At 58.6% G+C, this 19,676-nt stretch carries 16 protein-coding genes; 12 read left to right on the top strand and 4 right to left on the bottom strand.

Annotated features, from left to right (window positions below; translation table 11 throughout):
• Nucleotide 1: 1 nt before the first annotated feature.
• From nikR to GVI59_RS13190, 7 genes are all read left to right on the top strand, one after another.
• A complete protein-coding gene (gene nikR, locus GVI59_RS13160; RefSeq protein WP_173574671.1) occupies nt 2-481 on the top strand; it encodes a nickel-responsive transcriptional regulator NikR in 480 nt (159 codons plus the stop codon).
• Nucleotides 482-520: 39 nt separating this feature from the next.
• Nucleotides 521-1,324 (top strand): urea amidolyase associated protein UAAP1, encoded by an 804-nt coding sequence (locus GVI59_RS13165; protein ID WP_173574672.1) that lies wholly within the window; start codon nt 521-523, stop codon nt 1,322-1,324.
• Nucleotides 1,325-1,340: 16 nt separating this feature from the next.
• Entirely contained in the window at nt 1,341-1,985 is a 645-nt protein-coding gene (locus GVI59_RS13170; RefSeq protein ID WP_173574673.1) for an urea amidolyase associated protein UAAP2, read from the top strand.
• 18 nt (nt 1,986-2,003) lie between these two features.
• Nucleotides 2,004-5,543 (top strand): urea carboxylase, encoded by a 3,540-nt coding sequence (gene uca, locus GVI59_RS13175; RefSeq protein ID WP_173574674.1) that lies wholly within the window; start codon nt 2,004-2,006, stop codon nt 5,541-5,543.
• A 41-nt stretch (nt 5,544-5,584) separates the two neighbouring features.
• Complete coding sequence (atzF, locus tag GVI59_RS13180) at nt 5,585-7,390, top strand: allophanate hydrolase (protein ID WP_173574675.1); 1,806 nt, start codon at nt 5,585-5,587, stop codon at nt 7,388-7,390.
• A 342-nt stretch (nt 7,391-7,732) separates the two neighbouring features.
• A complete protein-coding gene (locus GVI59_RS13185; protein WP_173574676.1) occupies nt 7,733-8,410 on the top strand; it encodes a DUF1028 domain-containing protein in 678 nt (225 codons plus the stop codon).
• Nucleotides 8,411-8,524: 114 nt separating this feature from the next.
• The gene (locus GVI59_RS13190) at nt 8,525-9,784 is read left to right on the top strand and encodes a flavin-containing monooxygenase (RefSeq protein WP_173574677.1); all 1,260 of its coding nucleotides are present in this window, start codon (nt 8,525-8,527) and stop codon (nt 9,782-9,784) included.
• 53 nt (nt 9,785-9,837) lie between these two features.
• Here GVI59_RS13190 and GVI59_RS13195 read toward each other — a convergent pair whose 3' ends face one another.
• Complete coding sequence (locus GVI59_RS13195) at nt 9,838-10,026, bottom strand: hypothetical protein (protein WP_173574678.1); 189 nt, start codon at nt 10,024-10,026, stop codon at nt 9,838-9,840.
• On the opposite strand from GVI59_RS13195, the gene GVI59_RS13200 reads away from it, so the two are divergent.
• From GVI59_RS13200 to GVI59_RS13220, 5 genes are all read left to right on the top strand, one after another.
• Nucleotides 10,018-10,425 (top strand): RidA family protein, encoded by a 408-nt coding sequence (locus GVI59_RS13200; RefSeq protein WP_099348441.1) that lies wholly within the window; start codon nt 10,018-10,020, stop codon nt 10,423-10,425. The two genes, GVI59_RS13195 and GVI59_RS13200, sit on opposite strands and share 9 nt — an antisense overlap.
• Nucleotides 10,426-10,553: 128 nt before the next feature.
• Nucleotides 10,554-11,978 carry a purine-cytosine permease family protein gene (locus GVI59_RS13205; RefSeq protein ID WP_173574679.1) on the top strand — a complete coding sequence of 475 codons (1,425 nt, stop codon included), beginning with the start codon at nt 10,554-10,556 and terminating at the stop codon, nt 11,976-11,978.
• Complete coding sequence (locus tag GVI59_RS13210; protein ID WP_173574680.1) at nt 11,978-13,591, top strand: GMC family oxidoreductase; 1,614 nt, start codon at nt 11,978-11,980, stop codon at nt 13,589-13,591. The genes GVI59_RS13205 and GVI59_RS13210 overlap by 1 nt, the downstream gene beginning before the upstream one ends.
• A 1-nt stretch (nt 13,592) precedes the next feature.
• A complete protein-coding gene (argE, locus tag GVI59_RS13215) occupies nt 13,593-14,753 on the top strand; it encodes an acetylornithine deacetylase (protein WP_173574681.1) in 1,161 nt (386 codons plus the stop codon).
• 403 nt (nt 14,754-15,156) lie between these two features.
• Nucleotides 15,157-16,074, top strand: a complete 918-nt coding sequence (locus GVI59_RS13220; RefSeq protein ID WP_173574682.1) for a LysR substrate-binding domain-containing protein — start codon at nt 15,157-15,159, stop codon at nt 16,072-16,074.
• Between the two features lie 168 nt (nt 16,075-16,242).
• On the opposite strand, the gene GVI59_RS13225 is transcribed toward GVI59_RS13220, so the two are convergent.
• From GVI59_RS13225 to GVI59_RS13235, 3 genes are all read right to left on the bottom strand, one after another.
• A complete protein-coding gene (locus GVI59_RS13225; RefSeq protein ID WP_173574683.1) occupies nt 16,243-17,001 on the bottom strand; it encodes an amino acid ABC transporter ATP-binding protein in 759 nt (252 codons plus the stop codon).
• Nucleotides 16,991-18,484, bottom strand: coding sequence for an ABC transporter substrate-binding protein/permease (locus GVI59_RS13230; protein WP_242013106.1), 1,494 nt, complete (start codon nt 18,482-18,484; stop codon nt 16,991-16,993). The genes GVI59_RS13225 and GVI59_RS13230 overlap by 11 nt, the downstream gene beginning before the upstream one ends.
• A gap of 71 nt (nt 18,485-18,555) precedes the next feature.
• A complete protein-coding gene (locus GVI59_RS13235; RefSeq protein ID WP_173574715.1) occupies nt 18,556-19,515 on the bottom strand; it encodes a LysR family transcriptional regulator in 960 nt (319 codons plus the stop codon).
• Nucleotides 19,516-19,676 lie beyond the last annotated feature (161 nt).

Here is a 19,676-nt window from a genome sequence, read left to right on the forward strand (position 1 = left end):
AATGAGCACACGGGAAACAAAGGAACAGGTCAGTCGTGTGAGCATTTCGCTGCCGCCGGGTATCCTGCAGGAGCTGGATGCCATGGTGGCGGAGAAGGGCTACGCCAGCCGTTCGCAGGCCATTCAGAACATCCTGCATCAGGAACTGATGGCCTCGCGCAATGACTGCGCGGATGAACTGATGGCTGGGGTCATCATTCTTTTCTACAACAACGCGGCGACCGGGCTTTCCCAGAAACTTGCCGAACTGCAATACGAAAATCTTGCCGAAGTCATCAGCTCCCTGCACGTCAACCTCGTGCGTCGTCAGACGCTCGAAGTGCTTCTCGTGCAGGGGAAGGTCAGAAAACTTCAGGAAATTGCAGACCAGTTCATGACGCAGTCCGGTGTTATCTCCGGAAAGCTTCATCTTATCGCGTCGCTCATTCCTCCCGTTCATGAGAAGGGGCGTCCCCCTTCGCTGGATATGACGCCATGCTGAACGGCGTTTTCCAGCTTACTCCATAAAAAGGAGCGTTTCATGCAGATCGATCAACAGACACCCGAGTGGTATCGCGCCCGCTATAACCAGCTCCGCGATCAGGCCCTTCTCACTGAAAGCGCCGCACGTCCTGCCTTTACGCCAATCGAGATGACCGAAAGCAGTGTGCTGCATCGTGAAACCATTCCGGGTGGTTGGTACTGGAGCACAATCCTGCCGCGTGGACAGGCTCTGCGTCTGATCAATACCTCTGGCAATAATGGCGTTTCCGTCGGGTTGTGGAATGCGGACGATCTCAGTGAGCGTTACAACGCTGGTGACACCATCAAGCTGCAATGGACGACCTGCCTGACAACAGGCCGGGTTCTATTTTCGGACATGGGGCGTGTTCTGACCTCCATCATCGGTGACTCCTGTGGTTTCAGCGACACGCTGGTGGGGGGAAGCACACCGCAGAGCAATGCACGGAATTTCGGTAATGAGGGTCTGCGCAATACACGCAACAATCTGCGTCTGATCGCAGGCAAGCACGGTATGGCGCAGCACGACGTGACTTCCTGCATCACCTTCTTTTCTCACATCAGCACGCAGGCGGACGGCAGCTTCCGCTGGATTGATGGCGATGTCCGGGCCGGTGACCATGTCGATCTGCGCGCGGAGATGAATCTTCTTGTGGCGGTCTCGAACTGTCCGCATCCTCTGGCTCCTGAAAAGAGCTTTGCGCCCGGACCGATCGAGGCCGTGCGCTGGCAGGCCCCCGCCATCAAACCGGATGATCTGTGCCGGACTTTCTGTGAAGAAGCCCGTCGTGGCTTCGAAAATACCGACCCTCTCTTTGTCTGATCCGGGAGTCCGATCCATGCCAGAATATGACATCAGCAAGGTCTTCTCGACCATTACTCTCGATCAGGTCGTGGCTGCCCGCGTTCCCTGGTCCGGCGTGGTCCGCAAGGGACAGGTCCTGCGCATCATCGATCTTGAAAGCCAGCAGGCAGTAGATGCGCTTTTCTACAACGCCCATGCCTATCACGAGCGTTACAGTGCGCAGGATACACTTGTGAATCAGGGAGCCGCCTATATCGGCAAGGGTGGCCGTCTGTTTTCCAATGAGGGAAATGTGCTCATGACTGTCGTGGAAGACACCTGCGGACGCCATGACACGCTGGCGGGAGCGTGCAGTTGTGAATCCAATACTGTGCGCTTTGGTCATGAAACAAAATACATGCACGCGTGTCGTGAAAACTTCCTTCTGGAAGTGGAAAAATACGGCATGAGCAAGCGGGACATCGTCAATAACGTCAATTTCTTCATGAATGTTCCCATCATGCAGAATGGCGAACTGGTGATTGATGACGGCCTGTCCGCGCCCGGCGGTTTTGTCGATCTGCGCGCCGAGATGGACACGCTCGTCGTGGTGTCGAACTGTCCGCAGGTCAACAATCCCTGCAACGGCTTCACACCCACGCCCATCCGCGTGGTCATCGGTGATCCCGCCTCCATCTGATCCATCGGAAGTCCTGTCATGTTCAGCAAGGTTCTCATCGCCAATCGTGGAGAAATCGTCCGGCGTGTCAGCCGTACACTCCGGCACATGAATATCGCTTCCGTGGCTGTGTGCTCGGAAGCCGATCGCTTTACGCCTCCCGTACTGGAGGCCGATGAGTCCGTGCTGATTGGCCCGTCTGTGGTGACGGACAGTTATCTGAACATGGACGCCATTCTGGACGCCTGCGCCAGCACGGGCGCACAGGCTGTCCATCCCGGTTACGGTTTTCTCAGTGAGCGTGCGGAGTTTGCCGAAAAGCTGGCCGAACGGGGTATCCGTTTCATGGGGCCGCGTCCGGAGCATATGCGCGCGTTCGGCCTCAAGCACACTGCGCGTGAACTGGCCCGGCAGAACAATGTGCCGCTTCTGCCAGGCTCCGATATTCTCAGCACAGCTGACGAGGCCGCAGTCGAAGCCCAGCGCATCGGCTATCCGGTCATGCTCAAGAGTACTGCTGGCGGTGGCGGCATCGGCATGCAGGTCTGTCACAACGAAGCCGAACTGCGTGACTGCTTCGCCGCGGTCTCCCGTATGGGCGGCAACAACTTTGGCGACGCCCGCGTCTTTCTTGAAAAATTCATTGCCTTCGCCCGCCATGTCGAGGTGCAGATCTTTGGTGACGGCAAAGGCAACATTCTCACGCTGGGCGAACGTGACTGTTCCCTCCAGCGTCGCAACCAGAAGGTAATCGAAGAAACACCGGCTCCCGGCCTGTCGGAGACGACACGCAAGGGACTGCGTGAAGCCGCCCGCGCTCTGTGCTCCGCGGTTGCGTATGAATCTGCGGGTACGGTGGAGTTCATCTACGATACCGAAAGTGGCGAATTCTATTTCCTTGAGGTGAATACACGCCTTCAGGTCGAACACTGCGTCACCGAGGAAGTGTTCGGGATCGACCTTGTCGAATGGATGGTGCGTCAGGCGGATGGAAGTCTGGTCCTGCCACCTCAGGACAGCCTGATCCCACAGGGCGCAGCCGTGGAAGCCCGCGTGTATGCCGAGAACCCTGCGGAAAACTTCCGTCCTTCGACGGGTCGTCTGACCGAAGTTCAGTTCCCGGCCAATGTGCGCGTGGATGGCTGGATCGAGACCGGTACGGAGGTGACGCCCTATTACGACCCGATGCTGGCCAAGGTCATCGCGCGGGGCGCCACGCGTGAAGAAGCCTTTCATAACCTCAATGAAGCGCTGACGGCTACGCGCATCGGTGGTCTGGAAAGCAATCTCGATTACCTGCGGGCCATCACCGCCGCTCCAGCCGTGCTGGCAGGAGAAGTTTTTACGGGCCTGCTCAACAGCTTTGCCTACACGCCGACGACAATCGAAGTGATTGCGCCGGGCCTTCAGTCCACGGTGCAGGACTGGCCGGGACGGATCGGTTACTGGGATGTGGGTGTGCCCCCCAATGGCCCGATGGACGATCGCAGTTTCCGTCTCGCCAATCGCATTGTCGGCAATGCCGACGGTGTGGCGGCGCTGGAATTCACGGTCTCCGGTCCGGTTCTCCGTTTCAACGCGCCTGCCACGATCGGTCTTGCCGGGGCGTTCATGCCAGCGACACTGGACGGCTCAGAAGTTCCTTACTGGGAACCGGTCGAGGTAAAAGCCGGACAGGTTCTGTCTCTGGGCCAGATCAAGGGAGCGGGTCATCGGACGTATCTCGCCATTCGTGGCGGCATTGATGCGCCCCTTTACCTCGGATCACGCTCCACGTTCATGCTCGGTCAGTTCGGTGGTCACGCGACGGGACAACTGCGCACTGGCGACGTTCTGAGGCTTGCTGCGCCTCTGGCTGATGCGGCAGAGACCGCCTCCATCCCGTTGGAAGACCGTCCGGCGCTGACGCAGACATGGGAACTGGGTGTGCTGTATGGTCCCCACGGCGCACCGGATTTCTTCCGTGATGAGGACATCGACGAGCTGTTTTCCAGCGAATACGAGGTTCATTTCAACAGCGCCCGCACGGGTGTGCGCCTGATCGGACCGAAGCCGCGCTGGGCGCGCACGGACGGCGGTGAAGCGGGACTGCATCCTTCCAACATCCACGACAATGCCTACGCCATTGGCGCCATCGACTTTACCGGCGACATGCCGATCCTGCTGGGGCCTGATGGACCAAGTCTGGGCGGTTTCGTCTGCCCCGCCGTGCTCACACGCGATGAGCTGTGGAAAATGGGACAGCTCCATCCGGGCGACAAGGTGCGTTTCCGGCGCGTGCAGCCTGAACCGCTGAATCTGGCGTTTCTGCCTGCCCCTGTGACGGGCGACAGTCCCATCCTGTTCCGTTCGGAAGGCGAGATTCCGGTCGTGTATCGTCGCGCGGGCGACAGCTATCTGCTGCTGGAATTCGGTCCACCGGAACTGGACGTGACATTGCGTCTGCGTGCCCAGCTTGTTCTGGAGCGTCTGAAAACCGAAGCTGTGGACGGCATCATCGACCTCACACCGGGTATCCGGTCCCTGCAGGTCCATTACAATCCCGATGTCATCAGCCTGTCCTCCCTGCTGGAAATCCTGCACGGTATCGAGCAGGCGCTGCCGTCTGGCGACGACGATATCGTGGTGCCAAGCCGCATCGTGTATCTCCCCGTCTCCTGGGATGATGAACAGGCCCGGCTGGCCATGCAGCGTTATCAGGAACTTGTGCGCCCCAACGCGCCATGGTGCCCGTCCAACATCGAATTCATCCGGCGCATCAACGGACTGCCTTCGATTGATGCCGTAAAGGACATCATCTTTAATGCCTCGTACCTTGTGATGGGGCTGGGGGATGTCTATCTCGGCGCGCCGGTCGCCACCCCGATCGACCCGCGCCACCGGCTGGTGACAACCAAATACAATCCGGCCCGCACATGGACACCGGACAACGTGGTGGGCATTGGCGGCAGCTATATGTGCATCTACGGGATGGAAGGACCGGGTGGTTACCAGCTTTTCGGTCGCACCACACAGGTCTGGAACACGTGGCGCACAACAGATGTGTTCCACGAAGGTACGCCATGGCTTCTCAGGTTTTTCGATCAGATCCGTTTCTATCCCGTCTCGCACGACGAACTGATGGAGGCCCGCGCCGCTTTCCCGTATGGCCGTTTTTCCGTGAAAATCGAGGAAACGCAGTTCAGTCTGCGGGAGTATCGCGCTTTTCTTGAGGCCAACAAGGACGAGATTGAAGCGGCCCGCAATCGTCAGCAGGCAGCCTTTGAAGCCGAGCGGCAGGAGTGGATCGCCAAAGGTCTCGATACCTTCGAGGAAGAAACGAACGACAGTCAGGCTGATGACTCCCTGCTTCCTGAAGGTCACATGGGCGTGGACAGCCCGGTACCCGGCAGTGTGTGGCAGCTTCCCGTCAATGTGGGCGACCATGTGAAGGTGGGAGACACTGTCGCCATCATTGAATCCATGAAGACCGAAATGAAGATCGTCTCGCCTGCAACCGGCGTCATCACGGATATTCTCTGCCGCAAGGGACGGGAAGTGCGTGGCGGTGAACGCATCATGGTTGTGTGCACAGACTGATATTCACGAATAATCCGACGCTGACCGAACAGGAAAAAATCATGACCCTGCCAAACATGTTGCAGATAACGCCTCTGCTTTCCGCCTGTCGCGCCGGAACGCTGACGCCCACAGACATCGTGCGGGAAGTCGCTGCACGCGTCGAAGCCTATGCCGCCAAAGATCCGGCAGTGTGGATCAGTCGCGTGCCAATGGAACGGCTGCTGGCTCGCGCCGCGGAGCTGGAAAAACTGCCCGCGGATGATCTGCCGCTTTACGGCATTCCCTTTGCGGTAAAGGATAATATCGATGTCGCCGGTTTGGCGACGACGGCGGCCTGTCCGGCCTTTGCCTATGAGCCTCGGGAAAGCGCCGAAGTGATCAAACGGCTCGAGGCAGCCGGCGCGATTGTTATTGGCAAGACCAATCTTGATCAGTTCGCGACCGGTCTTGTCGGGATGCGCTCGCCCTATGGCCAACCGCATTGCGTGTTCAATCCGGACTATGTCTCGGGTGGTTCAAGCTCCGGCTCTGCTGTGGCCGTGGCGGCTGGACTTGTGTCGTTTTCGCTCGGAACGGATACGGCGGGATCAGGCCGCGTTCCGGCAGCGTTCAATAACATCGTCGGTCTCAAACCGTCGAGAGGCGTCCTCAGCACTTATGGTCTTGTTCCCGCCTGTGAATCTCTCGACTGTATATCGGTTTTTGCAGGATCAGCAGCCGATGCCTGGGAAGTTGAGCAGGTTGCTGGCGCTCCGGACGCCCGGGCTCCTTTCTCGCGGACCCTGTCGCCGCGTTCGCTGCCGCTGACGACGTTCCGTTTTGCGGTTCTCCCGGAGGACGAGCGCTTTTTTGATGGCAACGAAGCCAATGCCGCTCTCTATGCTCAGGCCATAAAGCGCCTTGAGCAGCTTGGAGGCACGCCTGTCGAGCTGGATTTCGCGCCTCTGAAGGAAACTGCCGCGCTGCTCTATAGTGGTCCTTTCGTTGTGGAACGACTGGCGGCCATAAAGGACTTTTATCATTCCCATCGCAAGGATATGGACCCGACCGTGGGGACCATTCTTGATGGCGCAGCAAACTATACGGCCACAGATGTATTTGACGGCATCTACCGTCAGCATGCCTTGCAGCAGATTGCACAGCGCATGTGGGATGATTTCGACGTCATGCTGTTGCCGACTGCTCCCCGTATCGTCACGAAACAGGAAGTCATCGAGCAGCCCATCGCCGCCAACAGTCTTCTTGGCGGCTACACCAACTTTGTGAATCTGCTTGATATGGCGGCCTGTGCTGTTCCCGCCGGTTTTGCGCCCGATGGCCTGCCCTTTGGTGTGACGTTCGTCTCACCGGCCTTCACCGATGAGGATCTGGCTTCTCTGGCCGGACGTTTTCATGAGGCTCTGGGTGAAGCCATCGGGGCTGCACGCATCGAAAAGCCCGAGGCTCCTGCTGGGCAGGCTGCTTCATCCTCCTCCGGACGCGTGCTTCTGGCTGTAGTCGGGGCGCATCTACAAGGCTTTCCACTGCACTGGCAGCTTGAAAAGGAGAACGCGGTTCTGCGGGAGACGACGCTGACTGCACCGGACTACAGGCTTTTTGCCCTGCCTGATGCGACACCGCCAAAGCCGGGTCTTGTGCGGGAACGAGGCTTTATCGGCGCTGGTCTGGAAGTCGAAGTTTATGAACTGGATGCAGCAGGTTTCGGGCGGTTTGTCGCTTCCGTCCCGCAGCCGATGTCCATTGGACGCATCACGCTTGCGAGCGGCAAGGAAGTCTGTGGTTTTCTCTGTAGCGAAGCCATCGCCCGCAGTGGCACGGACATTACCGCGACCGGTGGCTGGCGTTCCTACATGCAGAAGAAATGAAGCATACGGTCGTTCCGGCAGGGTAGGGGGGCATCGCACGCTCTACCAGCCGAAAGATGACGTCGCAGGGGCAGGACCGTGTCTAACGGACTGCCCCTTTTCGTTTTTGCGGGGACGGAGTGGCGGTCTGACAGGGGTGTGTGGTTTTCTACGCGCTACTGACTGTCTCCTTCATCCCTGATGTCGGTTTCTCTGATCCTTGGATAAATAACCCTCAGAAAAACGGACGCAGCGCTTCTGAAAGTCCTTGTTACGGTGTCAGAACAACGATGTTAGCCTCTTCATAGGGTCAGAATTAATCATCTGACTGACAGGGTTTTCCTGCGGAGAGACATCGAAGCCATGACCTTTTCCCTCGTTGCACGTTGTTCCCGTACCGGCCAGTTCGCAGTCGCCGTGTCCTCATCCTCGCCTGCCGTGGCCGCCCGCTGCGCTTTCGCGCGGGCCGGGGTAGGGGCGGTCACCACGCAGAACGTGACCGATCCACGCCTTGGTCCGTGGGCGCTCGATCTCATGCAGGCTGGCGCATCAGCAGGAGAGGCCCGTGACATCATCGCCCGCGCCTGCACGTTTCCCGCCTATCGTCAGATGACCCTGATCGACAGGGAAGGCCGGACTGCTCTGTGGTCGGGCGAGAAATCCCTCGGAATCAACGCCAGCTCTGAAGGGGTCAACGTGGTTTCGGCGGGTAATCTTCTGGCTTCGGTGGAAGTGCCGGAAACCATCGTGCGAAACTTCGAGCAGTCGGGTTCGGGCATGGAGCTTGGACAGCGGGTCGTGCAGGCCATGCAGGCAGGTCTCCACGCGGGCGGAGAAGCCGGTCCCGTGCGCTCCGCCGGTATGCTGGTGGTTGACCGGGAAGCATGGCCGCTGGCCGATCTCCGGGTGGACTGGGAGGATGATCCCATCGGGCGTCTGGCGACCCTATGGTCCGTCTGGAAACCGCAGATGCACGATTACGTCACCCGCTGCCTCAACCCCGAAGCGGCACCGTCTTACGGCGTTCCCGGCGACGAATAATCCCTTCGCCGTCTGAGGCGCGCCGCACCTCAAGCGGCTGCGCTGACGCTCTATTGTTTCGATATAAAAACATTATGCCGCACTCGGTTGCGGTCATGAATCAAGGAGACAGCCATGTCTGTCGAGAAAACCGAAGTCCTGGTAGTGGGAGCCGGACAGGCCGGTATCGCCATGAGCGAGCATCTGCGCAGCTACGGCATCCCGCATGTCGTGCTGGAACGCAACCGGGTGGCGGAGCGCTGGCGCAGCTGCCGCTGGGATTCCCTCGTGGCGAACGGACCGGCCTGGCATGACCGCTTTCCCGGTCTTGCTTTTCCCGAAGACGGCCCGGATGATTTTGTCCCCAAGGAAAGGGTGGCCGACTATCTCGCGGCTTACGCACAGAAGATCGAGGCTCCCGTCCGTTGTGGCGTGGAAGTCAGGGATGTGCGCCGCAAGCAGGGAGAGACCGGCTTTCATATCGAGACCTCCGAAGGCGCGATCGAAGCCGAATGTGTCGTGGCAGCCACAGGTCCTTTCCAGATTCCGGTCATCCCCTCGGTTGTGCCGGAGAGCGAGGGACTGACCCAGATTCACTCGTCCACTTACCGCAATCCGGACCAGATTCCCGAAGGTGCGGTCCTTGTCATCGGTGCGGGTTCCTCTGGCGCACAGATCGCCGAGGAACTGATGCGCAGTGGCCGGAAGGTCTATCTCTCGGTGGGCCCGCATGATCGTCCGCCCCGCAGCTATCGCGGTCGTGACTTCGTGTGGTGGCTGGGCGTTCTCAACAAATGGGATGCGGAAGCCACGCCGGGCGTGGAGCACACGACCATTGCCGTCAGTGGCGCCAATGGTGGCCACACCATCGATTTCCGTCGTTTCGCCGCAGAGGGCATGACCCTGCTCGGACGCACCGAAAATTTCGCGGATGGCAAACTGACTTTCGCTCCTGACCTCGCCGGGAACATTGCGAAAGGCGACGCCAACTATCTGTCCCTTCTTGGCGAGGCGGACGCCTATGTCACCCGCAACGGTCTGGACCTGCCGGAAGAACCATCGGCGCGTGATTTCCTGCCGGAGCCGGAATGCGTGAAGCATCCCCTACTTGAGCTGGATCTGAAGGAAGCGGGCATCAGCACCATCATCTGGGCGACCGGCTTTGGTGTGGATTACAGCTGGCTGAAAGTGGAAGCGCTGGACGACAATGGTCGTCCTCACCACCAGCGCGGTGTTTCCTCCGAACCGGGCGTCTATTTCCTTGGTCTGCCCTGGCAGACACGGCGCGGTTCGTCCTTCATCTGGGGCGTGTGGCATGACGCAAAATACGTCGCGGATCACATTGCCAAGCAGCGTAGCTACATGGCGTACCGTCCGGCAGATGGAGCGGCATGAGGACCGGTTGCCCTGATTGCCCCTTTCCCTGCTCCGGGTGGGACAGGGAATAATCAGATTAACTGAAGCAGAACGTCAGAAATAATTTCTTTTTCTGAAAGCCAAAATCGTTTCAAACTCGCAACAGGATCATGCGGGAAGATGGCAGGAAATTTTTCAGCGTTTCCATAGCCGCCAGCCAGTTCCCGTTGCGCAGGACCATCCGCACCAGCCCTTACAGGGAGACACAGACCATGGCCCATACCCGCCTCCGTCCCTTCAACACGAAGGACACTTATCCCGAACAGGCGCTCGACAACGATCTCTGTCAGGCCGTCATCACGCGCAACACGATCTATCTGCGGGGACAGGTGCCGCAGGATCTCGACACACGCGAGAATGTCGGCGTGGGTGACCCGATCGCACAGGCCGAGAAGGTGATGGACAACATCGAACTGCTGATGACCGAAGCCGGTGGCAAGCTGACCGATATCTGCAAGGTCACGGTCTATCTCACGGACATCCGCTACCGCGAGGCGACCTATCGTGTGCTGGGCCGTCGTCTCAAGGGCGTCTTTCCGGTTTTCACCGGCCTTGTGGTCGTAGCCCTCGCTCGTCCGGAATGGCTGATCGAGGTGGATGTCATCGCCGAACGCGAATGATCTGATCACACACCCCGCCAGACCATAGGCGTCGGCGGGGTTTTTCTGGCTCTCAATATTACGATTTCGACACAAAATTCCCACGGACACGCTCCCGACGCCTGACGCCAGAGGAAGGAACCGCCCCCATGACAGATGCTGCGACGGCACGAGGCCCAGAGTCACGGGGCCCAGAGTCACGAGGCCCTGAGGCCCATACCATTTACCAGATCCCGCTCGACCAGCGGCACGGACGCCCGCGTGATCTGTTCACCGTGTGGTTCGGCTCCAACATCATGATGCTGACCATCATCACCGGCGCGCTGGCCACCACCGTATTCGGCCTGCCGTTCTGGCCGGCCCTGCTCTCGGCGGTGCTGGGCAACATGATCGGCGGCCTGTTCATGGCGCTTCACGCCGCACAGGGACCGCAGCTTGGCGTGCCGCAGATGGTGCAGACACGCGGCCAGTTTGGCTCCATGGGGGCGATGGCGGTCATCTGCCTCGTGGTGGTGATGTATGTCGGCTTCTTCGCCTCCAACCTCGTGCTGGGCGGTGAGTCCCTGCATACGGTGGTGACGTTCCTGCCCGAAAAGGCCTGTGTCGTCCTGCTTGGCCTCGTCAGCCTTGTGGCCACGATCTACGGCCATGACCTGATTCACGCCTACACCCGGCTGATGACGGTGGTGTCCGGCATCGCTCTGGCGCTGTGTTTCGTGTGGATCCTCTGCGTGAACGGCGTTTCATCCGCAACGCTGTCGCACGGCACGTTCACCATGTCAGGCTTCCTTGGCGGCCTGTCCACGGCGGCGCTCTGGCAGATCGCCTACGCGCCCTACGTTTCGGACTATTCGCGCTATCTGCCGCCCGGCACCGGAAGCCGTCAGGCGTTCATGGCCAGCTACTGGGGCTGTGTGCTCGGCTCGGTCTTTCCCATGATTCTCGGTGGTCTGCTCGGCGTGATCGCAGGAGGCGGCGATGTGGTGGCCACGCTGACCACACAGGTCGGTCCGCTGGCGCTGTTCATCGTGCCCGTGCTGTCGCTGGGCATCGCGTCCACCAATGCGATGAACCTCTACTGCGGCGCGCTCTCGGCCATCACGGTCGTGCAGACCATTATTCCATCATGGAAGGCGACGCATGTGGGACGTGCGGGCACGGCGATCGTTCTGGCCAGTCTTTCGCTGCTGATCGCTCTGGGTGCGGAAGCAAACTTCATGGAAGAATATACCAACTTCATTCTTCTGCTGCTCTACGTGATGGTGCCGTGGACCGCCATCAACCTCGCCGACTTCTATCTGATCCGGCATGGCGAGTATGACGTTCCTTCCTTCTTCCGCGCCGATGGCGGCATCTATGGCCGCTACTGCTGGCCCGCGCTGATCGCCTACGTCTTCGGCATTCTGATCCAGATCCCCTTTGTCTCGAACGGTCTCTACACCGGTCCTGTCGCAAACATGCTGGGCGGCGCTGATATTTCGTGGATCGTGGGACTGATTGTCGTGACAGTGTTCTATGTCTGGATGATGCGCAACGAGCGTCACGCCCAGCCTGTCATGAGTGGAGCTGACTGATGACCGCACAGAACGATTTCCCAACAGACTACGACTTCATCGTTGTGGGTGGCGGCGCGGCGGGCTGTGTGCTCGCCAACCGGCTGAGCGCACGCAGCACTCTGCGTGTGGCGCTGCTGGAAGCGGGCGGTCCTGACAACACGCCGCGTATCCATGTGCCCGCGGGGACCATCTCGCTCTACAAAAGTCGGAAATATACCTACCAGTATTACTCCACACCGCAGACGCATCTCGACAACCGTCGCGTTCATGTGCCGCGTGGCCGGATGCTGGGCGGCTCTTCCTCAATGAACAGCATGATCTACATCCGCGGCGCTCGCTCGGATTATGACGGCTGGGAAGCGATGGGCTGCACCGGCTGGGGCTATGACTCGGTGCTGAAATACTTCATGCGCGAGGAAGACAACCGCCTTCATCAGGACCCGCATTTTCACGGCACTGGCGGTGAACTGATGGTGGATCAGCCGCGTGATCCGCTGGATGTGTCGCGTCTGTTCATCAGGGCGGCCGAAGAAGTCGGCCTGAAAGAGAACACCGACTTCAACGGAGCTCGGCTTGAGGGCGTGGGCGTCTATGACGTCACGCAGAAGGATGGAAAACGTCTCAGCGCCTATCGCGCTTTTGTCGCGCCTGTGCGGTCGCGTCCGAACCTGCATGTCCTGACCGGCTGTCGCGTGGTCTCGCTCGTGACTGATGGGCGGGAGGTGCAGGGTGTCACCGTGGAGCGCAACGGACAGTTCCATGTCCTGCGCGCGCATCGGGAGACCATTCTGTCAGCCGGGGCTATCGGCTCGCCGCATCTGCTGATGTCGTCTGGCATCGGTCATGCGAAGGAACTGCTACGGTCTGGTGTGCCTGTCGTGGCGGACCTGCCGGAAGTGGGCCGCAACCTTCAGGATCATATCGACGGACTGGTGACCATCCGCTCGGATTCATCCACGACGCTCGGTTTCTCACGGGCTTCGCTCGGCTCAGTGCTGCCCGCACCTTTGCAATTTCTGTTGCGGGGCAAGGGCTGGCTGACCACCAACTACGTGGAAGCCGGCGGTTTCGCCTCCACCCGCTATGCCGAAGGCGTGCCGGATGTGCAGTTCCACTTCGTGCCGGGCTATCGCAGTCATCGGGGACGGCTGTTCGAATGGGGGCACGGTTTTGCGCTGCACACCTGCGTGCTGCGTCCCCAGAGCCGGGGCAGCATCCGCCTGACACAGGACGGCAGCCGCAATCCGGAGATCGACTTCAATTTCCTCTCCGACGAACGCGATGCGCTCGTGCTGCTGGAAGGGGTGAAGCTTGCGCGCCGTATTCTGCGGGCCTCTCCGTTCGACGCCATTCGGGGCAAGGAAATGGCGCCGACCGCCGATCTCGAAACAGACGCGCAACTGATGGACTATCTCCGTGCTTCCGCCAGCACCGTGTTTCATCCTTCAGGCACCTGTCGCATGGGATCGGATGCGGACAGCGTGGTCACGCCGGAACTGAAGGTGCGTGGTCTGAAAGGACTGCGTGTGGCCGATACGTCCATCATGCCCACGCTCATCAGCGGCAACACCAATGCGCCGACGATGATGATCGGGGACAAGGCCTCTGACATGATCCTTTCGGAGCTCTGACATGACCAGTCCGTCCGATCTCTCCGTCCGCGAAATTCTGGAGAGGCTGATTGCGTTCCCTACGCTCTGTCGCACGGAAAATGCGGAACTGATCGACTGGACCGAAGCCTTTCTGCGCGACCTCGGGGCACGGTGCCACCGTGTGCTCGGCAGGGAGGCCGGACGCTTCAATCTGTTCGCCAGCATCGGGCCGGATACGCCGGACGGCATCGTGCTGTCGGCTCACAGCGACGTGGTGCCGGTGGAGGGGCAGCCCTGGACGACTGATCCTTTTGCCCTGACCGAACGGGATGGAAAGCTTTACGGACGTGGCAGCAGCGACATGAAAGGGTTTGTCGCCTGCATGCTGGTCGCGGCGCGTTATGCCGCCAGCAAATCCGAACTGCGCGCGCCTTTGCATCTGGCCATTTCCCATGACGAGGAAATTGGCTGCGTCGGCGTGCATTCGATGCTGCGCGATCTGGTGACCCGAGGTTTTCAGGCGCGCGGCTGCGTCATCGGTGAACCGACGGGCCTGCGGGCTGTGTCCGGTCACAAGGGCAAGCTTGCGGCTCGCATTGTCTGTCATGGGCTGGCGGCGCATTCCGCCAATCCGGCTCGTGGCTGCAACGCCATCGGTCTGGCGACGGATATGGTGAAAGTCATTGAATACCTGCAGGAAGAGCTGAAAGAGACCGGTAATCACGACGACCATTATGAAGTGCCATTCAGCACGATACAGGTCGGACTGATCCGGGGTGGTGTGGCGCTCAACATCGTGCCGGATCTGTGCGAGGTCCAGTTCGAGATGCGTCTGCTGCCCGGTGTTGATCCGAAGTCTCTGCTTGACCGGCTGCGGCTGGAAGCGGATCGACTGTGCGCGGAACGGCCCCACGCCCGCATCGAGATCGAGACCCTTAACACTTACCCCGGTCTGCATACGCCCGACGGTTCTGCCTTCCTGCACGAAATCATGCGGATTACGGGCGACAATGCGCCTTCACGCATCGGTTTTGGAACGGAAGGCGGCCTGTTCAGCGAATATCTGGACATGCCGGTCGTAGTCTGCGGCCCTGGCTCCATCGACCGTGCCCACAAGGCGGATGAGTTCATCCTGCCAGAAGAGTTGCAGGCGGGTGTGCGGTTTGTAGAGCAGGTTGTGGATATGCTGGAGCGTCCCTGAAAGAATCATTGTAGAGAATGAGAAAAGCAGGTGTCGTTATCCAGAACGTAATTCTCTTCCCGGAGCCAACGGTAATTTCCTCAATAGGATGTATCATGATGACAGCAAAGTCAGGAAGCGAATACAGTTCCATCCCATAAGTCGTGTAGCGTTTCCATTTCGAGCAGTTTCCGGACCTCGGTCCTGAATGGAATCCAGAGAAGTTCATTCATCGTTTGGAAGTTATTTGTTCTGATTGTGGAGGGACGTAGGCGATTACCTGCAAGTTGTTTCGTGGAGACCATTGATGAATAGTGATGTAACATCACTCTGGTTTCAAAATTTATTTCATCATGATTCCTGATAAGATACTGCTACTTCAGCATAGCGGACGCTCTCCGCCATCTCCGAGGAGTTGCCCAGAGTGAAATTCTCCCTGCGACAGATTGAATATTTCGTCGCCACGGCTGAAACGGGGTCCATCGTGCAGGCGTCCCGTCAGGTACCGATTTCACAGCCAGCCATCTCGGCAGCCATCGCCCATCTGGAAAGCGTGTTCGGCGTTTCGCTTTTCATCCGCCATCACGCGCAGGGGCTGTCCCTCACGCCGGAAGGCCGCATGGTGTTGCAGGAAGCCCGGGAGCTTCTCTCTCAGGCGCAGGAACTGGGCAGTTCGCTCAACGGTATGCTGGGACGGGTGCAGGGCGAGGTCACCGTTGGCTGCATGACCACGCTCTTTCCTCTGCTGGCGCCCGATCTGATACAGAATTTTTCTGCGACGTACCCGGAAGCCCGTTTGCGTGTCATTGCCGGTCATCATGAGGAACTGACAGCGAAACTGCGTGATGGAGAGGTCTCGGTCATGATCGGCTACAACATGCCCATGCCGCAGTTGATCAGCTTTCAGCCGCTTTCCGCTCTTCCGCCTTACGTGTTCACTTCGGTCGATCATCCTCTCGCAAAAGCGGGATGTGTCCGGCTGGCGGACCTCGTGGATGAACCGTTTCTTCTGCTGGATCTGCCTTTCTCGCGGGATTACTTTCTGCAGCTCTTTTCTTCAGCCGGTGTGGCTCCCCGCATTGCAGGCCATTATCCCAGCATGGATGTGATCCGCAGTCTGGCCGCGCGGGGTGTGGGCTTCGGACTGGGAAACGCCCGTCCGCGCAATCAGAACGCTCTTGATGGCAAACCACTGGCTTATCTGGGTCTTGAAGATGAGTGCGCGCCACTGGTCTACGGGCTTTTTACCGTCACCGGTCAGCGTATTCCGCTACGGGTTTCGGCGTTTCTGGATATGTGCGTCGAGACCCTTTCCAACAAGAATCTGCCTGGCACGATCTGAACTTCTCTGCGTTTAAGGGCAGGGATACTGGCAGTCACCTCAATATCTGGATGCTGGCTGCTTTGTGTGTCAGTTCGCCGGGCGTATGAGAGGAAGCAGTAAAAAGCCCTAATTTTTTAAAGACTTTAAAAATCGTGTGGCGCTGCCATGCAGCATTTGGCGTCCAATTCAGAACTGGATCATCTGATCGAGAAACGCCCGTGCGCGCTCCGTGCGCGGTGCCGTAAAAAACTCCTGTGGCGGTGCAACTTCGAGAATGCTGCCCTTGTCCATGAACACGATGCGATCCGCAATGCGACGGGCAAAGCCCATTTCATGCGTCACGCAGATCGTCGTGATCTGCTGGGCGGCAAGATCTTCCATGATGGCGACAACCCCGGAAATGGCTTCCGGGTCGAGAGCGGCAGTAGGCTCATCAAACAGGATAATCTCGGGATTCATGCTTAGCGCACGGGCGATGGCGACGCGTTGCTGCTGGCCACCGGAAAGCTGGATCGGATATTTCCCCGCCTGCTCGCCAATACCTACCTGCGCCAGATAACGCCGCGCCTCTTCTTCCGCCTGCTCCCGGGGAGTGCCCCGAACCAAACGCGGCGCAAGCGTGCAGTTATCGAGCACTGTCAGATGTGGAAAGAGATTATAGTTCTGGAATACCATTCCCACACGACCACGCAGCGTGGCGAGGTCCGTCCTGTCATCGATGACCTGTCCGTCGATCATCAGCGTGCCGCTGTCGTGAGGTTCAATGCGGTTGAAGCATCGGATGAAAGTCGATTTTCCCGAACCTGAAGGGCCAAGAACAACAATCTTCTCACCTTTGTCGATGTCGAGACTCAGGCGATCAAGCGCAAGAAATTCACCATAAAACTTGTTGAGATTGCGGATGGAGATCCGGATGTCCGGATTGGGTGCGGTGTCACTGACCATGGCCGGTCGCCTTGTTGCGGTCTGCCCAGGAGAAACGACGTTCAATCCGCTTCTGCAGGAAAAGGAAGAAGAATACCATCGCCAGATAATAGACGAGGGCCGCTGAATAATACTCGGTGAATTCGAACGTGCGCGCCACCTGGATCTGCGTCACGGCCAGCAGTTCCTGCAACGAGATGACCGAGGCAAGTGACGTCGTTTTCAGAAGGCTGATGAACTCGTTGATTGTTGGTGGAAGCGCGATGCGGAGTGCCTGCGGGAAGATGACATGCCGATAGATCTGCGAACGCTTCATGCCCAGCGCGTCGGCTGCGACCAACTGTCCCTGATCGACTGCCCGCAAGGCGGCGCGATTGATTTCCACCTGATAGGCGGATTCATTGATCGACAGGGAAAGCCATGTTGCGAGAAATGGTGTGAACCAGCTTTCACGAAAGATCGGGAAGAACTGGGGCAGGGCGTTCCAGATGAACAGAAGCTGCAACAGTGTCGGCGCGCCACGAAAGACCGCAACGTAGGCGGACAGCAGCATTTGCAAAGGGGAACGGGGGCCGTTGAGTTTCAGCGCCACAGGAATGGAGATGACAATGGCGGTCAGGTGAGACAGCACCGCCACGATCAGCGTCAGCGCCGCGCCTTTTACAAAAGCCATGGATGTCAGAGCAGAGAAGAAGACTTCAAGGCTGAAGGCAGATGGCGCCGCTTTTTCTGTAAACGCCTGTTCCTGTGCGTTGGAGATATTCCATTTCCTGCTCAGGTTTTCCAGAATTCCCTGTTGTTTCAGGGATGAGACCGTTTGCGTCAGGATTTCCTTGTTGTGAGGATCTTTGCTGATATAAGCGCCGAACTCCCGAAAATCAGGATTGTCCGGTTTCAGAATGATCGTGACTTTTCCGCCCAGCTGTTTCTGGCGGTAATAAACTTCGACATCCTGAGTGATCAGCGCGTGCGCACGACCAAGCAGGACCTGCTGCACGACCTGATCCTCGGCGGGATACTGCTGAAGACCGATTGGCGCACGTCCAGATTGTATCAGATGCTGGTTGGTCTTTTCGACAAGAGTTGCATAGCTGGTGCCGGACTGCACGGCCACGTTCAGCCCGGAAAGATCATCCAGCGAGGTGATGCGCGGGGTGCCGGAGCGGGCAATGACCACAATGGATGAGTCCAGATAAGCCGCTGCATCGTAATTTTTTTCACGGCCTGCCTGCTTCATGATGCCGCTGATCACCATGTCGCACCGGTGGGACGACAGGCCGGGCAGCATACCTTCAAAATCCATTGTCAGAATGGTCGGGTCGGCATGCCACATTCGACCGAGTTCACGAGCGAGATCAATATCAAATCCCGCAAGGTCCCGTGTATCCTGCCCATTCACGAAGGTCATCGGTGGAAGCGTGGGATCGGTGCAGACAGTAAAATGGCCTGTCGTGGCGAAAGAAGGCACGTTTTCGCTCTGGGCATGACCCGCATGAGACATCATGCAGAGCGTAGCAAACAATCCTGCCGTAGTGATCAGATAGGACGCTGACCGGCGTATGAAATTATGAATCTTCACCGGCTGACCTCATTGAGAACGGAGCGGAAGGCTGCTGTCATCGGTTCGCTGTCCTGGGAGGGACGGGCGAGCAGATAAAAGCTGTTGGTCAGAGCGAGACCGTCAAACGCAATCCGGCGCAGACGGCCTTCCGCCACCATTGGTTCGGCGAACAGGTCTGGAAGAAAACCGATGTAAACGCCGGAAAGAATCAGAAGCGTGCGGGAATCAATATTGTCTGCTGCAGCAGAAAAATTCATTTCGCTGCGCAGTTCGTCCCAGCGCGGGGAGGTGGTGGCGTCCGAGACCTCGATCATGCGGGCCGCAGTCAGGTCGGCCCGCGTAATATCTTCGTCCGTCATGGAAAAGAAAGGATGGCGCTGCCCGCAATAAAGGGACGCCGCTTCCTGAAACAGCGGGGTCGTCTGCATTTCAGGACGTTGGTGCGGATAAAGTGTAATACCCATCGTCGCGGAACCGTTGAGCACGGCGAATTCCACTTCACGCGGTGTCGCCGAGCGCACATCCATGTAAATGTCGGGATAATGAACGGTAAAGCGCTCTATGGCCCGGACGAGCACTGTTTCACCATGAATCTGGATCGTATCGGGGAGATAGAGACGGAATCGACCGGAGAGCGTGCCGCTGGCCTCGTTGAGACGCTTCTGAAAGCTGTCAATGTCGTCAAACAGTTTTCGGGTGGCGTCCAGCACGCTTTCACCGGACGGCGTCAGAGCGAACCCGCTGCGGCCGCGATGACAGAGTGTTGTGTTCAGTCTTTTCTCAAGCGACGAGATGTCGATGCTGACCGCCGATTTACTCTTGCCGAGCGCCACTTCCGCCGCCGCGAACCCGCCATGCTCGGCGACGGCGGTGAACACGCGCAGAAGTCGCAGATCGACTTCTGCGATCCGGCCCTGAAAGCCGGTGGTGCGATTGGGAAAACTGGACGATATGCGGCTCAGAGCGGTCTCCATTGTCGGGTGCATCTCAGGTCGTTCCGAAAGTTAAACAAAATCCGGCAGGTGACGTCAACTGCTATCGAAAGACTTCACTTTTGTGATTGCTAAAGTGAATGCGCGACATAAGCTGGGTCAACACGATGGTTCAGGCGTCCACTTAAGGGAATGATAAAGTC

Origin of the sequence: Acetobacter sicerae (assembly GCF_011516765.1) — a bacterium.
Taxonomy (GTDB): domain Bacteria; phylum Pseudomonadota; class Alphaproteobacteria; order Acetobacterales; family Acetobacteraceae; genus Acetobacter; species Acetobacter sicerae.

What these genes read in the sequence shown, in the direction of transcription:
- nikR (WP_173574671.1), top strand. Translation starts at nt 2, where the DNA reads ATGAGCACACGGGAAACAAAGGAACAGGTCAGTCGTGTGAGCATTTCG.
- GVI59_RS13165 (WP_173574672.1), top strand. Translation starts at nt 521, where the DNA reads ATGCAGATCGATCAACAGACACCCGAGTGGTATCGCGCCCGCTATAAC.
- GVI59_RS13170 (WP_173574673.1), top strand. Translation starts at nt 1,341, where the DNA reads ATGCCAGAATATGACATCAGCAAGGTCTTCTCGACCATTACTCTCGAT.
- uca (WP_173574674.1), top strand. Translation starts at nt 2,004, where the DNA reads ATGTTCAGCAAGGTTCTCATCGCCAATCGTGGAGAAATCGTCCGGCGT.
- atzF (WP_173574675.1), top strand. Translation starts at nt 5,585, where the DNA reads ATGACCCTGCCAAACATGTTGCAGATAACGCCTCTGCTTTCCGCCTGT.
- GVI59_RS13185 (WP_173574676.1), top strand. Translation starts at nt 7,733, where the DNA reads ATGACCTTTTCCCTCGTTGCACGTTGTTCCCGTACCGGCCAGTTCGCA.
- GVI59_RS13190 (WP_173574677.1), top strand. Translation starts at nt 8,525, where the DNA reads ATGTCTGTCGAGAAAACCGAAGTCCTGGTAGTGGGAGCCGGACAGGCC.
- GVI59_RS13200 (WP_099348441.1), top strand. Translation starts at nt 10,018, where the DNA reads ATGGCCCATACCCGCCTCCGTCCCTTCAACACGAAGGACACTTATCCC.
- GVI59_RS13195 (WP_173574678.1), bottom strand. Translation starts at nt 10,026, where the DNA reads ATGGGCCATGGTCTGTGTCTCCCTGTAAGGGCTGGTGCGGATGGTCCT.
- GVI59_RS13205 (WP_173574679.1), top strand. Translation starts at nt 10,554, where the DNA reads ATGACAGATGCTGCGACGGCACGAGGCCCAGAGTCACGGGGCCCAGAG.
- GVI59_RS13210 (WP_173574680.1), top strand. Translation starts at nt 11,978, where the DNA reads ATGACCGCACAGAACGATTTCCCAACAGACTACGACTTCATCGTTGTG.
- argE (WP_173574681.1), top strand. Translation starts at nt 13,593, where the DNA reads ATGACCAGTCCGTCCGATCTCTCCGTCCGCGAAATTCTGGAGAGGCTG.
- GVI59_RS13225 (WP_173574683.1), bottom strand. Translation starts at nt 17,001, where the DNA reads ATGGTCAGTGACACCGCACCCAATCCGGACATCCGGATCTCCATCCGC.
- GVI59_RS13230 (WP_242013106.1), bottom strand. Translation starts at nt 18,484, where the DNA reads ATGATGTCTCATGCGGGTCATGCCCAGAGCGAAAACGTGCCTTCTTTC.
- GVI59_RS13235 (WP_173574715.1), bottom strand. Translation starts at nt 19,515, where the DNA reads ATGGAGACCGCTCTGAGCCGCATATCGTCCAGTTTTCCCAATCGCACC.